General features: G+C 59.2%; 13 protein-coding genes. 8 read left to right on the top strand and 5 right to left on the bottom strand.

Annotated elements, in window-relative coordinates; all coding sequences use genetic code 11:
- Window positions 1-36: 36 nt before the first annotated feature.
- From V8J63_RS11800 to V8J63_RS11785, 4 genes are all read left to right on the top strand, one after another.
- Window positions 37-924: a LysR family transcriptional regulator gene (locus tag V8J63_RS11800; RefSeq protein WP_024011190.1), complete on the top strand. Its 888-nt coding sequence runs from the start codon at window positions 37-39 to the stop codon at window positions 922-924.
- A 92-nt stretch (window positions 925-1,016) separates the two neighbouring features.
- Window positions 1,017-1,856, top strand: a complete 840-nt coding sequence (gene fdhD, locus V8J63_RS11795) for a formate dehydrogenase accessory sulfurtransferase FdhD (protein ID WP_336464083.1) — start codon at window positions 1,017-1,019, stop codon at window positions 1,854-1,856.
- Window positions 1,853-4,201 carry an FdhF/YdeP family oxidoreductase gene (locus V8J63_RS11790; protein ID WP_130927699.1) on the top strand — a complete coding sequence of 783 codons (2,349 nt, stop codon included), beginning with the start codon at window positions 1,853-1,855 and terminating at the stop codon, window positions 4,199-4,201. Before fdhD ends, V8J63_RS11790 begins: the two co-directional genes overlap by 4 nt.
- Before the next feature lie 332 nt (window positions 4,202-4,533).
- The gene (locus tag V8J63_RS11785) at window positions 4,534-5,019 is read left to right on the top strand and encodes a glycine zipper domain-containing protein (protein ID WP_125925818.1); all 486 of its coding nucleotides are present in this window, start codon (window positions 4,534-4,536) and stop codon (window positions 5,017-5,019) included.
- A 55-nt stretch (window positions 5,020-5,074) separates the two neighbouring features.
- Here V8J63_RS11785 and V8J63_RS11780 read toward each other — a convergent pair whose 3' ends face one another.
- From V8J63_RS11780 to V8J63_RS11770, 3 genes are all read right to left on the bottom strand, one after another.
- Window positions 5,075-5,500, bottom strand: a complete 426-nt coding sequence (locus V8J63_RS11780) for an acyl-CoA thioesterase (RefSeq protein WP_016772173.1) — start codon at window positions 5,498-5,500, stop codon at window positions 5,075-5,077.
- A gap of 216 nt (window positions 5,501-5,716) precedes the next feature.
- Window positions 5,717-6,943, bottom strand: a complete 1,227-nt coding sequence (locus V8J63_RS11775; RefSeq protein WP_130887612.1) for a 3-hydroxyacyl-CoA dehydrogenase — start codon at window positions 6,941-6,943, stop codon at window positions 5,717-5,719.
- 124 nt (window positions 6,944-7,067) lie between these two features.
- Window positions 7,068-9,002 carry a RecQ family ATP-dependent DNA helicase gene (locus V8J63_RS11770; protein WP_336464082.1) on the bottom strand — a complete coding sequence of 645 codons (1,935 nt, stop codon included), beginning with the start codon at window positions 9,000-9,002 and terminating at the stop codon, window positions 7,068-7,070.
- Window positions 9,003-9,276: 274 nt separating this feature from the next.
- Here V8J63_RS11770 and V8J63_RS11765 point away from each other — a divergent pair, with 274 nt between their 5' ends.
- From V8J63_RS11765 to V8J63_RS11755, 3 genes are all read left to right on the top strand, one after another.
- The gene (locus V8J63_RS11765) at window positions 9,277-10,419 is read left to right on the top strand and encodes a hypothetical protein (protein WP_125925821.1); all 1,143 of its coding nucleotides are present in this window, start codon (window positions 9,277-9,279) and stop codon (window positions 10,417-10,419) included.
- 106 nt (window positions 10,420-10,525) lie between these two features.
- Window positions 10,526-11,191, top strand: coding sequence for a hypothetical protein (locus tag V8J63_RS11760; RefSeq protein ID WP_232245433.1), 666 nt, complete (start codon window positions 10,526-10,528; stop codon window positions 11,189-11,191).
- Complete coding sequence (locus tag V8J63_RS11755; protein WP_123444075.1) at window positions 11,191-11,463, top strand: type II toxin-antitoxin system RelE/ParE family toxin; 273 nt, start codon at window positions 11,191-11,193, stop codon at window positions 11,461-11,463. Before V8J63_RS11760 ends, V8J63_RS11755 begins: the two co-directional genes overlap by 1 nt.
- 177 nt (window positions 11,464-11,640) lie before the next feature.
- On the opposite strand, the gene V8J63_RS11750 is transcribed toward V8J63_RS11755, so the two are convergent.
- The gene (locus tag V8J63_RS11750; protein ID WP_016772179.1) at window positions 11,641-13,182 is read right to left on the bottom strand and encodes a phosphoenolpyruvate carboxykinase; all 1,542 of its coding nucleotides are present in this window, start codon (window positions 13,180-13,182) and stop codon (window positions 11,641-11,643) included.
- Between the two features lie 181 nt (window positions 13,183-13,363).
- Window positions 13,364-14,266, bottom strand: a complete 903-nt coding sequence (hslO, locus tag V8J63_RS11745) for an Hsp33 family molecular chaperone HslO (RefSeq protein ID WP_016772180.1) — start codon at window positions 14,264-14,266, stop codon at window positions 13,364-13,366.
- 107 nt (window positions 14,267-14,373) lie between these two features.
- Here hslO and V8J63_RS11740 point away from each other — a divergent pair, with 107 nt between their 5' ends.
- Window positions 14,374-15,174 (top strand): phosphatase PAP2 family protein, encoded by an 801-nt coding sequence (locus tag V8J63_RS11740; RefSeq protein ID WP_016772181.1) that lies wholly within the window; start codon window positions 14,374-14,376, stop codon window positions 15,172-15,174.
- Window positions 15,175-15,220: the final 46 nt, after the last annotated feature.

Below are 15,220 nucleotides of genomic sequence, written 5' to 3'. Positions count from 1 at the left end.
AGAATCGCCACACCCCGCCAACCGCCCGGAGCGAAGATGGACATCAAGCAACTGAAATTCCTCATCGCCCTCGACGAAACCCGCCATTTCGGCCAGGCCGCCGCGCGCTGCCACATCACCCAGCCGACCCTGTCGATGCGCTTGCGCAGCCTCGAAGAAGAACTCGACTTGCCATTGGTCAATCGCGGCCAGCGCTTCGAAGGCTTCACCGCACCGGGCGAACGCGTGCTGGCGTGGGCGCGTACGGTGCTGGCGGCTTACGACGGCTTGCAGGCGGAAGCGGCGGCCTGTCGCGGCAACCTGATCGGTACGCTGCGCCTGGGCGTGGTGCCGCTGTCGAGTTTCGATCCCTTGCCGCTGATGCAACGACTGCACGCGGCGCACCCGGACTTGCGCTTCGAGCTGTCGTCGCTGAGCTCCGAGCAAGTGCTCGAACACTTGGCGAACAACCGCATCGACATTGGCGTGTCGTATCTGGAGCGTCTGGACAGCGAGCGCTTCGATTCGCTGGCCTTCAACGAGACGCGCATGGGCTTGCTCTATGACGAGCGTTCGTTCAACTTCGGCGAAGAACCCCTGAGCTGGGAATCGCTGATCGAACTGCCGCTGTGCATGCTCACCAGCGGCATGCATTTTCGCCAGTCCATCGACCACAACTTCCACAGCCGTGGCCTGACCCCGCAGCCGCTGTTGCAAACCGACGCCGTGCATCAACTGCTGCAAGCAGTACACGGCGGTTTTTGCTGCGCGATCATGCCGCTCGATGGCGGCGCGGAAACCCTTGCTGATCACCTGCGTCTGCAACCGATCGAAAATGCCCACACCCTAGCGCCACTGGGGCTGATCATGCGCCGTGGCGCGCCGCGTTCAGCGCTGGCGGAAGCCTGTTTCGCGCTTTATCAGAAATCGTCAAAAGACGCTTGATCGACGGCATCTATCGGTAGATCGGTAATAGCGATTAGACGCGACAACTTGCCGCGCCTAGTCTTGACCTAGATCAAACCGTCGGTGATGCCATGAACGCCAAGCGCGCAGCCTGCGCGGCGCCAGCAATTGAAACGCCCGCGCCTGCCGCCAGCCAGACCTACAGCTACAGCGATGTACCCTCTGAGGCATCAGCCAGCACCGCGCTGGCCGAGGAAGTCGCGTTGGCGATCGCCTACAACGGCATCAGCCAGGCAGTGATGCTGGTTACACCGACCGACCTCGAAGATTTCATCGTCGGTTTCAGCCTCGGCAGCGGCATCATCGAAGACGCCAGCGATATCTACGATCTGCAACTGACAGGCGCAGGCTCGGCGCAATACGCGCAAGTGACCATCGCCAATCGCGCATTCTGGAACCTCAAACAGCAGCGTCGGCAGTTGGCCGGCACCAGCGGCTGCGGACTGTGCGGCGTCGAAGCCGTCGAACAGGCGCTGCCTGAGCTCAAAGTGTTGCCGGGCGCAGCCTTGCCACCGATCGAATGGCTCGACGGTTTGCGCCAGCGCATCGGCGCGTTCCAGCCGCTCGGCCAGCACTGCGGCGCGGTGCATGCTGCGGTGTTCATGAATGCCAGCGGCGAATTGCTGCTCGGTCGAGAAGACATCGGCCGCCATAACGCCCTCGACAAGCTGATCGGCGGACTGATACGCCAGAAGATTTCCACCGAAGGCGGCCTGGCGATTGTCACCAGCCGTTGCAGCCTCGAATTGATCCAGAAAGTTTTGCGTGCCGGGATCCAGACCCTGGTCAGCCTGTCGGCACCCACCGGCCTGGCCGTGCAATGGGCCCGGCGCCATAACCTCAATCTCATCCACCTGCCGCAGAAAAGTGCGCCGCGGGTGTACAGCCCCGCGATGGAGAATCAAGCGTGAGCCAACATCATCAAGCCGACCAGAAACCTGTCCCGCGCTACAAGCCTTACAAAGGTGCCGCTGGCGGCTGGGGCGCCCTGATCAGTGTGGCCCAGGCGTGGCTGACCAGCGACAACGCCCTGAAAAACCTGCGCATGATGCTCAAGACCAACCAGAATGGCGGTTTCGACTGCCCGGGTTGCGCCTGGGGTGATTCGCCGGAAAGCGGCATGGTCAAGTTTTGCGAGAACGGCGCCAAAGCGGTGAACTGGGAAGCAACCAAGCGTCGCGTCGATGCGAAGTTCTTCGCCAAGCACAGCGTCACTTCCCTGCTGGAACAAAGCGATTACTGGCTGGAATATCAGGGTCGCCTGACCGAGCCGATGGTCTACGACGCCGAGTCCGATCGCTACAAGCCGATCAGTTGGGAAGATGCCTTCGCTCTGATCGGCAAGCACCTGCGCAATCTGCCAAGCCCGGATCAGGCCGAGTTCTACACCTCGGGGCGCGCCAGCAACGAAGCGGCGTATCTGTATCAGCTGTTCGTGCGGGCTTACGGCACCAACAATTTCCCTGACTGCTCGAACATGTGCCACGAGGCCAGCGGCGTGGCGTTGGCGCAGAGTGTCGGGGTCGGCAAAGGCACGGTGACCTTCGACGACTTCGAACACGCCGACGCGATTTTCGTCTGGGGCCAGAACCCCGGCACCAACCATCCGCGCATGCTCGAACCGTTGCGTGAAGCGGTGAAACGCGGCGCCCAGGTGGTGTGCATCAATCCGCTGAAAGAGCGCGGTCTGGAGCGTTTCCAGCATCCACAGCACCCGATCGAAATGCTCACCAACGGCGACAAGCCGACCAACACCGCGTACTTCCGCCCGGCACTCGGCGGCGACATGGCGGTGCTGCGCGGCATGGCCAAGTTCCTCCTGCAATGGGAACGCGATGCGCAGAAAGCTGGTGAGCCAGCGGTGTTCGATCATGACTTCCTCAATGCCCACAGCGCCAACGTGCTGGAGTACCTCGCCACTGTCGACGACACCTCATGGGAGCAGATCGTCGAGCAGTCCGGCCTGACCCTGGTCGAGATCGAGCAAGCCGCGCGCATGTACGCCAAAGGCAAGAACGTGATCATGTGCTGGGCCATGGGCATCACCCAGCACCGTCATTCGGTGCCGACCATTCAGGAAATCGCCAACCTGATGCTGCTGCGCGGCAATATCGGCAAACCTGGCGCCGGTCTGTGCCCGGTGCGTGGTCACAGCAACGTGCAGGGCGACCGCACCATGGGCATCAACGAGCGTCCACCGGTGGCGTTCCTCGACTCGCTGGAGCGTCGCTTCCAGTTCAAGGTGCCGCGCCACAATGGCCACAACGTGGTCGAGGCGATTCATGCGATGGCCCAAGGTCGCGCCAAGGTGTTCATCGGCTTGGGCGGCAACTTTGCCCAGGCCACGCCGGACAGCTCGCGCACCTTCGAAGCGCTGCGCAATTGTGACCTGACCGTGCAGATCAGCACCAAGCTCAACCGCAGCCACCTCGCTCACGGCAAAGACGCGTTGATCCTGCCGTGCCTGGGCCGCACCGACATCGACATCCAGACCGAAGGCCCGCAAGCGGTGACCGTGGAAGACTCGTTCAGCATGGTCCACGCGTCCAACGGCCAGTTGCAGCCGCTGTCGAACCAGATGCGCTCGGAGCCGTCGATCATCGCCGGCATCGCTGCCGCCACTCTCGGCAGCCAACCGGTGGACTGGAACTGGCTGGTAGCCGATTACGGGCGCATTCGCGAACTGATCGCCGACACCATCCCGAGTTTCAAAGACTTCAACGACAAGATCAAAAACCCGGGCGGCTTCTATCTGGGCAACTCGGCTGGCGCCCGCAAGTGGAACACGCCGTCAGGCCGCGCCAACTTCCGCGCCAATCAGTTGCCGAAAGATCTGGTCCACGAACGCACCCGCGCCACCGGCCAGGTGCCGGATCTGATCCTGCAATCGATGCGCTCCCACGATCAGTACAACACGACGATCTATGGTCTCGACGACCGCTACCGTGGCGTGAAGGGCCAGCGTGACGTGCTGTTCGCCAACGAGGCCGACATCATTCGCCTGGGCTTCCGTCCGGGACAGAAGGCCGACATCGTGTCGATCTGGGACGATGGTCGCGAGCGCCGGGTGAAAGGTTTTACATTGTTGGCGTTCGATATTCCTGCGGGGCAGGCGGCGGCGTACTATCCGGAGGTCAATCCGCTGGTGCCGCTGGAAAGTACGGGGGATGGCAGCCACACGCCGACGTCGAAGTTCATTGCGATCCGGCTGGAAGCGGCGAGTGAGACTGGGTTGATCATGGCTAAATCCGCTTAACCGCGGAGCCAGATCCGGCCCCTTCGCGAGCAGGCTCGCTCCCACAGTTGGAATGCATTTCAAATGTGGGAGCGAGCCTGCTCGCGAAAGCCATCGATCTTTCAACAGATCTGCCGTGGCAAAGATTTTCGACCGCTCACAAAAAAGGCCGTTTCTGCATGAAAACGGCCTGTCCGAAGTAGCTAAAGACCGGCGAAAATCGGTTAAGTTCCGGTGAAAAAACAGTAACTTGCATTATTGTATACAAGTCGTGTTATTCGTCGGATTTTGATTGTCACGCCCATTGCAGAGCCTCAGGATCGGCGCCGTCATCCCTTTGAGGCTCATCCTCTATGAAGTTCTCCTCGATTCTCTTGTTGTCCCTTGGCCTGGTCAGTGGCTTCGCTTCTGCCGGAGGCACCACCGAAGCAGGTGTGGGCGGCGCATTGGGCGGGGTTCTTGGCTCGGTCGTCGGTCAATCGTTAGGCGGCAATACAGGTTCCACCATCGGCGCAGCCCTGGGCGGCGCGGGTGGTAGTGCGGTCGGCGCAGACAAGCGCAGCCGTGGCGAAGCAGCCATTGGTGGTGCACTGGGTGCAGCCGGCGGTAACGTCGTCGGCCGCAGTCTCGGCGGCACCACCGGCAGCCTGATCGGCTCCGCCGCTGGTGGCGGTGCAGGTGGCGCGCTGGGTAACTATATGGGCAACAAGAGCGACGATGATGATCGTCGCTACGACCGTCGCCATGATGACGGTCGCTACTACCGCGACCGTGGTCATCCAGGTCGCGGCCATGCCTACGGCCACCGCAAGCATCACAAGTACTATCGCCACCACTAAGGCGAAGGCTTGAACAAAAAATCGCAGCTTTTTAGCTGCGATTTTTTTTGCGCGTCTAGACCACCAGCCGCTCCAGCGCCCCACGCAAACCTGCCGGAATCGGCACCGGCTGATTGCTCGCCCGATCGACGAACACATGCACGAACCGCCCCGCCGCACACGCCTCGCTTTCGCCAACCTTGAACACAGCCAGTTCGTATTGCACCGAACTGTTGCCCAGCTTGCCGACCCGCAGTCCGATCTCGATCAGATCGGGAAAAGCGATCGAGGCAAAGTAATCGCAGGCGGAACTGACCACGAATCCCACCACTTCGCCGTCATGAATATCCAGGCCACCGACCTGAATCAGATAAGTGTTCACCGCCGTATCGAAGAAGCTGTAGTAGGTAACGTTGTTGACGTGACCGTAGGCGTCGTTGTCGTGCCAGCGTGTGGTGATGGGCTGGAAGTGGGGGTAGTCGATGCGCTGAGGGGTGGACATGGTTGTGCTGGTTCTCTTGTTTTTCAGTGAGGGCGCTTGCCCTCACCCTAGCCCTCTCCCAGAGGTAGAGGGGACTGACCGATGTGTTCTCTCGAAATACACCGACCTGAACTGTCGAGTCGAGCTCACATTCGAAAATCACGAAGATCGGCTCCCTTTCCCCCTCTCCCCTTGGGGGAGAGGGCTGGGGTGAGGGGATAGATTTTCGCCGTAACACTATGCGTGAGCAAACCCCTTGCCCTGCGCCGCCAGTTCGCCAATCAGCCGCGCCGGCTTCCACTGATCGCCCTGGCGCGTCTCCAGTGCCAGCAAGCGCTGATGAATATCCGCCAGCCCTTGCTGATCCGCCCAGGCCATCGGTCCACCCTTATCCGCTGCAAAACCATAGCCGTTCAAGTACACCAGATCGATGTCATGGGCCGAGCCGGCAATGCCTTCCTGCAGAATCTTCGCGCCTTCGTTGATCAGCGCCAGCAAACAGCGCTCAAGGATTTCTTCAGGACCGATGTCGCGACGCTGGAAACCCAGCTCTTCGCTGACCCGCAGCACCAGTGCATCCACTTCGGGATCATGCTCGGCCTGGCGACTGCCCGGCTCATAGTGGTAGTAGCCGTTGCCGGACTTCTGCCCGAACCGACCCATCTCACACAGGCGGTTATCCACCTGAACCTCGGGCGCATCCTGCCCCTTGCCAGCTAGCTGCCGAGCACGCCATTCCAGATCGATGCCGACCACGTCGTACATGCGAAACGGCCCCATGGCGAAGCCGAAACCTTGCAGCGAGGCATCCACCTGCTGTGGATAAGCACCTTCGAGGAGCATCTTGCGCGCTTCGAGTACATACGGATGCAGCATGCGGTTGCCGATAAAACCGTGGCAGTTGCCCGACACTACGCTGACCTTGCCCATGCGCTTGCCGAGTGCCAGCGCGGCCTCCAGCGCCGCTGGCGAGGTCTGCGCACCGCGAACGATTTCCAGCAGTTTCATGATGTGCGCCGGGCTGAAGAAGTGCAGACCCAGCACCTGTGCCGGGCGCCGGGTCGCAGCTGCGATGGCGTCGATGTCCAGCGCCGAGGTGTTGCTCGCCAGCAGGGCCTCAGGCTTGAGCAGGCCATCCAGCTCGCGAAAAATCTTCTGCTTCAGTTCGAGGTTCTCGTACACCGCTTCGATCATCAGATCGACGTTGCGAATCGCCGCGTAATCCGCCGCCGCAGATATACGAGCAATTCGCGCATCCGCCTCGGCCTGATCAATGCGGCCCTGGCGCACGTTGTGTGCATAAGTTTCGGCGACCGTAGTCAGCGCCTGCTCAAGCATCTGTGGATTGTTATCCACCCATTGCACGTTCACCCCGGCATTGGCCAGGCACATGACGATGCCACGGCCCATGGTGCCCGCGCCGATCACGGCAGCCTGCTGAATCTCGAAGCTTGTCTGGCTCATGTTGTTCTCTTGTGAGTTGCCCGAAGACAGATTCCAACCTTAGTCAGGCCACGACGCTTTTTGAAGTTTATTAGCGTGATGATCGACATTCAGCGGATGGATGCAGCGACCACAGACTCTCTGCTTAATCGAGCAAGTGACTGTCCGCCCACTCGCGGACCTCTGCGTAGGGATACTCTTCCAACGCAGCAAAACCCGGTATCGCCCGCGCCTTGAGTTTGGTGAACAACGGCACGCTGATTCCGCACAGGAACCGTGTCAGGCGTTCGGCCGTCGGAAGGCTGCCTGTGTGCTGCTCATGCCTGTGGATAAATTCACCACACAGCTGCGCGAAGTTTTTATCCACAAGCGGCGGCAATGGCGGCGGCTCCGGCAACCGCGCGATCTGGCCGTGACATACCGAACAATGGCCGCAATGTTCAGGGGCATTGTGGTCACCGAAATACTCGGCCAGGCGATAACCCAGGCAGCGTTCGGTGGCGAACACCTCAAGCATGGCGTGAATTCGCGCCACTTCAGTCTCTTCGTGACGAGTGAAGTACTCGTGCAGCTCAGCGCTCAGGGCGTCGCTGGCAAAATCACTTTGCAGCAGGCTGTAAACCTCGGTCATTTGCTTGCTTTCAAGCTCGACCCAGCCTTTTTCCTGGAAGTAATCAAGCGCTGTCACTACGCGATTGCGCTCGGCGGAATACTGCGAATACATCGCCTCGAAATCTACTGTGGCCCAGGTGCGTGCTCGCGTGGACGTTCTGATGATCGCCGCAACGAAATCCCTGCGCTCGCCTTCGAAGCGCTGGAGCATTGCTTCAGGCTCAAGCAGATATTTGAAGCGGTATTCAGCGTAATAAGCGTAGCGCGGCGCGATCAGGCCCCGCAGTTCCAGCTGCACCAGCAAAGTCTTCAACGGCAACGAGCGAATGTTGCTCTGATCCGCCAGTGGCCCAAGCAGAAATTCCCATTGCCCTTCCGGGACCGAGGCTTTGAGTTCATCGAGCACATAGCGAATCCCGTCGCGCTCGGGCGTATCACCGTAGACGAAGTTTTCCAGCACATTGAGGCTGTCGCGATTCGCTAGTACCAGGCAGTCGGAGGGCTGCCCGTCGCGTCCGGCGCGGCCGATTTCCTGGCTGTAGTTTTCGATGGATTTGGGCAGATCGAAATGCACGACGTTACGGATGTCGCTCTTGTCGATGCCCATGCCAAAGGCGATGGTGGCGACAATGCAATTGGACTGCCCGGCCATGAAGCGACGTTGAATGTCTTCACGCTGATCGTGGGGCAAACCTGCGTGGTATGCCTCGGCCTGAATTCCGTTGCGTTGAAGATGCTCGGCGATGTGCTCGGCGGTCTTCTGCAACGTCACGTAGACAATGCTCGGTTGCCCGGGACGCTCGCTCATCCATTCGACCAGACGCCGGCGCTTGTCCTGACCGCGTACAGGCTCGACCAGCAGGTTGAGGTTGGGCCGATAGAAACCGGTGGTCACTACATCGTCCGGAGATATGGCGAATTTGGCCTGCATGTCGGCGATGACTTTTGGTGTCGCCGTGGCGGTGAGCAGCAAGGCCTGCGGGATGTTGAACTGACGTTGGTAGTCCGGCAATTTCAGGTAGTCCGGCCGAAAGTTGTGGCCCCATTCGGAAATGCAGTGCGCCTCGTCGACTACCAGCAACGAGATCGGCACCTGCTGCAGAAAATTGCGGAAGCGCTCATTTTTCAGGCGTTCGACGGAGATCATCAGAATCTTCAATTCCCCCGAACGCGCACGGGCCATGACGTCGTTGGCATCCTCGCGGCTCTGCGCCGAATCGATACTGCCTGCGGAGATACCGTGGCGCTTGAGAAACGCCAGTTGATCCTGCATCAACGCCAGCAACGGCGAAACCACCAATGTCAGGTGTGGCAGTAAAAGCGCCGGCAGCTGATAGCAAAGCGATTTGCCGGAGCCGGTGGGAAAGATCGCCGCCGCGGAGCGCCCCGCCAGGACCGCGCTGACAGCGGCCTCCTGACCGGGGCGAAACTGTGGATAACCAAAAACCTGTTCCAGGGTGTGGTGCATTTACTGTCACTCCTTTGACTGCTGCCATGCCCAAAGCCTAGCGGGCGATTGCAGCGAGTCGAGAAAAGGTCGGGGTTGAATCGATACTGAATGATACATGGGAAGCGAAAACCAAGCGTGTAACAATCGAAGCGTCTCGACAAACTTTCGAAAAACTAAGCTACATATATATAACAAACTTAAAAATTACAAACGCAGACACAACAGCACCCTTTATTTATAACAACACTTCAAACTAACTTGACTGCTCCTATACATAAGCAAGAGCAACGAAATGACAACTTTAACAATCTTTTTCTGCGGCACCGGCTCCAACAAGTTTGATGACAAACATAAAAACTTCTGGGACGGCGAAATCGTTTCTACGCTCGCTGCACACCACAGTGGACGCGAATTCGCCGAGTGGATCGTCGTCGATGGCCCTGGCAGCGGCAATCTGCAAGCCGACGACCTGTTCACCAAGACCTCTGAATACGGCTTGTCCGGCACGCTGTTCGGCAAAGGCTGGGATGAAAACGTGCAGCACGCGTTGAATATCATCAAAGGCAAATGCGATTGGCAGCGTAAACAACTTACCGAGGCAGAATATAACCGTCTGAAAGCCGCAGGCATTCCTATTGAAGATGTAAAAGAGGAAGGTTCCTGGTTCTGGCGCCAGTATAACTATGGCGACCGAAGTATCACGCAACAGAAGTTGCAGGAACAGATCATCAAGACTTTCCGCAAGGACGGCATTATTCCGACGCGTGTCAATCTGCTCGGCTGGAGCCGGGGTGGTATCAGTTGCCATATGCTTGCCAATGCAATGTCCAGGGACGCTGCGCTCAAACATATTCCGGTGAATATCTTTGCGATTGATCCAGTCCCGGGAATTGGCAACTTCCAGGAAAACCGCGTCAAACTCGAATCCAACGTCAAGGAATACATCGCCTTCTATGCCCGCGACGAGCGCTCAAAAGGCTTCAGCTGCGTGATCCCGCAAACCGCTACCGGCACCAGGACTTCGATCTATCCAATGGCCGGTCGCCACGCCACCCTTGCTGGCAACGCCACGGCGCTCGGCGGCGAGCCGAGTAGCAGCAGCGACCTCAACGCGCTGATCGAGCCCGGCCGCATCGTTCGCCATCTCGCCGAGACCTGCCTCAAGCGCTGGGGCGCGCCACTGAGCAAAACTCTCAACCTGAACGATACCGACCTGCGCCGCCTCACCGGCGCCATCGTCAGCGACGAAGCTCGCTACAAGAAGATGCATACTCAGTCCTACACCTACTTCACCGAGCTGGATAAAGGTGAACGCTATGTCTCGCTGGGCAGCAACGGCGTGCCATTCTCGGCAGTCAAAGGCACGATCTACCGGCCGGCGACCGGACTGACCACAAGCCTGCTGGATATTTCCGGTTACCAGCATCTGCGTTGAAAGGCGTTGAAGAATCGGTAGCAACGTCTGGCGCTTTGTTCGTCCCATTCCTACTTCACGCGATGCCTTGTCGGCTATCGCGAGGCGGTGGTGCGAACCTATAGTCGTGGGTGTCGCTGCTTTGGTCAGTGACACCCACATCACCTACGCTCTGTATCCGCTGACACAGGACGGCTGCGACCTGCTGCAAGTCCGAAAGCCCCGGCCCAGCAACAAACGAAACATCATCGCTGCACACGGCGTATCCAGCATCAGGAGTCAAATTTTGCAAACTACTATTGATTGCGTACGATGGGAGCCATTACTCAGCGAAGGGCTCGCATTTATGGCCAGCACTGAAAACATCGACCACAGCGCCCTCCTTCGCTTGGTCGAAAACGGTTCTGTGAGCGGCACAATCATCGTCGCGAAACCGGGAGGCTGGTCGGTCGAGATTCGGCAAGGTAGCCGCAAATGCGCGCTGACAGCACAACGCAGTGGTCAGGTGCGCCTGTTCAAGAGGCTGGAGACGCTGGTGGCCTACCTGCAGGGCTTGGGCATCAGCCAATTTAACGTGGATGCCTCCGGTTATGACCCGCTGCAACTGAAAACCTACGCCAGGCCTGATCGCTCTGAAGCGTTGAAACAAGCCCATGAAGCGGCCGCTTATGAGGAATGGTTCAAGCGACAGGTGCAGATCAGCATCGATGATCCAAGGCCAAGTATCAGCGATGAAGATGCTCGCCGAATATTCGCCGCCAAGCGTGATGCCCTGCGTCAACGAGGGCGCTGATGAGGTTGGTCTGGCGCCCGGAAGCGCTTGCTGACCGAGACCGGATAATGGATCGAATCGGTCAGGACAACCCAGACGCTGCTGCGGATCTCGATGAAATGTTCGAATCAAAAGGGGAAATAGCAAGACAGCGCCCAACCTTGTACCGAAAGGGCAGGGTCCACGGAACACGTGAAATCGTTGCGGCCGCCAACTACGTCATCGTCTACGCAATCAAAAAAGACCGGGTGGAAGTGCTGCGTGTCATGCATGCACGGCGGCAATGGCCTTAGCTAGAGGATCATTTTGCAGGAATGTTAAGTGGCATTACTCTGGCCGTATCACGCCAAAAATGAACGATTACTGCTACACGGCAAGTGACGAACCGCCGTTGAGATGAGCTTACCCAAATCTTCGCCCATGAAAAAACCGCCCCAAAGGGCGGTTTTTTATTCACTGCAAACCACTACTTACAATTTCGGCCCAGCCGCCTTGATCGCGTCGCTCACTTCGAACTTCTTGAAGTTCTCGATGAACAGACCGGCCAGTGCTTTCGCGGCTTCGTCGTACGCCGCCTTGTCAGCCCAGGTGTTGCGTGGGTTTAGCAGGTTGGTGTCGACGCCCGGGACCGCCAGAGGCACGTCGAGGTTGATGGTGTCGAGGTGTTCGGTGGCTGCACCGATCAGCGCGCCGCTCTGGATCGCTGCGATCACCGCGCGGGTGGTCGGGATGTTGAAGCGTTGGCCGACGCCGTAGCCGCCGCCGGTCCAGCCGGTATTGACCAGGTAGACCTTGGAGCCGAAGCCGCGGATGCGCTTGATCAGCAGTTCTGCGTACTCACCAGCCGGACGCGGGAAGAACGGTGCGCCGAAGCAGGTGGAGAAGGTCGACTTGATGCCGCTGCCCGAACCCATTTCAGTCGAGCCCACCAGTGCGGTGTAGCCGGACAGGAAGTGGTAGGCCGCTTGTTCTTCGTTGAGGATCGACACTGGCGGCAGTACGCCGGTCAGGTCGCAGGTCAGGAAGATCACCGCGTTTGGCTCGCCACCCAGGTTCTTCTCGGAGCGCTTGGCAACGTGCTCCAGCGGGTAGGCGGCGCGGCTGTTCTGGGTCAGGCTGACATCGGCGTAGTCGGCGTGCTTGGCGTCGTCGATAACGACGTTCTCCAGCACTGCACCGTGCTTGATGGCTTTCCAGATGACCGGCTCGTTCTTCTCGGAGAGGTCGATGCACTTGGCGTAGCAACCGCCTTCGATGTTGAACACCACGCCTTCGCCCCAGCCGTGTTCGTCGTCACCGATCAGGTAACGGCTTTCGTCGGCCGACAGGGTGGTTTTACCGGTGCCCGACAGACCGAAGAACAGGGTCACGTCGCCGTCTTCGCCGATGTTGGCAGCACAGTGCATTGGCAGCACGTCAGCGGCCGGCAGCAGGAAGTTCTGCACCGAGAACATGGCTTTCTTCATCTCGCCGGCGTAACGCATGCCGGCGATCAGCACTTTCTTCTGCGCGAAGTTGATGATCACGCAACCATCGGAGTTGGTGCCGTCACGCTCAGGCACGCACTCGAAGTTGGCGACGTTGAGCACTTGCCATTCTTCACGGCCAGCCGGGTTGTACTGGGCCGGGTTGATGAACAGGCAACGACCGAACAGGTTCTGCCAGGCAGTCTGCGTGGTCATTTTCACGGCCAGGTAGTGATCTTCCGCCGCGCCTACATGCACGTGGGAAACGAAGTGCTCTTGCGCGTTGTTGAAGGCCTCGACGCGAGCCCACAGGGCATCGAACTTGTCGGCCGGGAACTTGCGGTTGATCGGGCCCCAGGCGATAGCAGCCTGGGTGGAAGGCTCTTCAACGATGAAACGGTCGACTGGCGAACGGCCGGTGCGGTGACCGGTGCGAACAACCAGAGCGCCGGTATCGGCAAGCTCGCCTTCACCGCGATTCAGGGCTTCTTTTACCAGATCATCAACACTCAGATCGGTGTACACGGCGTTATTGGCTTGCGTCATGAGGTTCCCCGTCGGCCAGTGGCCGAGTGTGCTCCAAACGTTTTGTAGTAGAAAGTCGTGCACTACTACCGCGAAAAAAGTGGGCCGGATTATGCCAGAAAAGCCCAAAAAGAGTAGGGTCCTCCCGTCGTAACGGCGATATTCCGTCATTCCGCAGTGAATTTACCTGCGCTGAACCGTTTTAGTGACGGGTATCTGACGGCGTATCGACGCCCGCGCCAGCGAACAATTGAGCAATATCGGCCGCGTCGAACAGGTACTGCTGATTGCAGAACTGGCAATCGATCTCGACTTTGCCGCCCTGCTCGGCGGCCAGCGCCAGCGCATCTTCCAGCCCAAGACTGACCAGCGCATTGCCGGAGCGTTCCCGCGAGCAACTGCAACTGAAGCGCAAATGCTGCACATCGAACAGGCGCACCTGCTCTTCGTGGTACAGGCGATGCAGGACGGTTTCGTTGTCCAGGCTCAGCAGCTCATCGGCGCTCAGAGTGCTGGCCAACGCGGTGAGGTGCTGCCAGCTGGCGGCGCGATCCTCTTCGTCTTTCAAGCGATCGGCGGGGAGTTGTTGCAGCAGCATGCCGCGGGCACGACGACCGTCGGCGAACAGCTTGAAGCGCGTGCCAACCTGCTGCGACATGACGAAGTAGTTGGTGAAGCAATCCGACAGGGTTTCGCCGTCGAGATCGACAATGCCCTGATAGCGCTGGCCAACAGTCGGGTCGACGGTCAGGGCCAGAACGCCGTCCGGCATCAGATCGCTGAGGGTGGCGTCTGCGGCGATCTGCTCGGCGTTGTAACGCGCCAGACCACGGATCTCACGCTCGCTGGAGCACTCGATCATCAGCAGCGGAATCGGCCCTTCCGAGCGTGCCTGCAAAATCAGCAAGCCATCGAACTTGAGCGTGCCGACCAGCAACGAAGCGGCCGCCATCAGTTCGCCGAGCAACTGCGCGACAGGTTCCGGGTACGGGTGTTTGGCGAGGACTTCAGCGTAGCTGCGCTCCAGCGCTACCAGTTCGCCGCGAGTGTCGCTGTCATCGAAGATGAAGCGTTGAGTGAAATCGGTATCCGCTAGGTCAGTCATAGGTCTGGGTATCTGAATGTGATGACAAAATGATTACAAAACGTGAAAATTTGCGCTTGCTGGCACTTTTTTTGGTGCCGGCGCTTTTTCGCCATGGGAGGCATTTTATGAACAATCCGGGTTTGTTCCAATCAAGGTGGAACCTCGGCCGGCTGGTTCTGTGTAACGTAGTGCCGTTGGCGCTGCTGGCTTTCTGGTTATGGCCTACCGGCCAGATGCTGTGTGTGATTTTCGACGAGTGGCTGTTCCGCTCGCTGAATGCACCGCTGGCCAGCAACCCGATATGGCTCCACATTTGGGCAATTGCAAGTCTGCGCCCGTTCGACATCGTCGTCGGACTGATTCTGCTGACGCTGCTGATCAAGGGCGACTGGGTCTTCAGGGCGATCGACGTGCGTCGCGCGTTCTTCGGTTTTTTCTCGATCCTGCTGCTGATGGTGGTGATCCGCGCGCTGTTTTCCAAATTCGCCGATCACATGGGCTGGCAGCACAGCAGCCCGTCAATGGTGCTTGAGGGCGCCGTGCACATCAGCGATTACTTTCCGCATCTGGAAAAAACCTGGGAGCTGAAGGACCGTTCCGGCCAGAGTTTCCCCGGTGATCATGCCTCAGTGTTGTTGATCTGGGCGTTGTTCATGGGCGTGTTCAGCCGCACCGTCGGACAATTTCTAACAGTATGGGGTCTGGCCGTGTTGTTCATGCTGCCGCGTCTGGTGGCCGGCGCGCATTGGGGTCAGGACGACTACATCGGCGGCGTGCTGCTGGCGGTGTGGGCGTTGGGCTGGGGTTACTACACACCGTTTGCCTATCACGCGGCGAACTTCTGGTTGAAGCTGACCGCGCCGGTTTTCGCGTTGCTGGGCAAGCTGCCGATGGTGTCGCGGATGAGTGTGGTGCGTAGCGCCTGATACCGCGTCGTACTCGATTCGCGAGCAGGCTCGCTGCCACAGACGA

This window comes from Pseudomonas sp. CCNWLW23 (assembly GCF_037095675.1).
Taxonomy (GTDB): Bacteria; Pseudomonadota; Gammaproteobacteria; order Pseudomonadales; family Pseudomonadaceae; genus Aquipseudomonas; species Aquipseudomonas atacamensis.
This window is presented reverse-complemented; position numbering and strand designations above follow the sequence as displayed.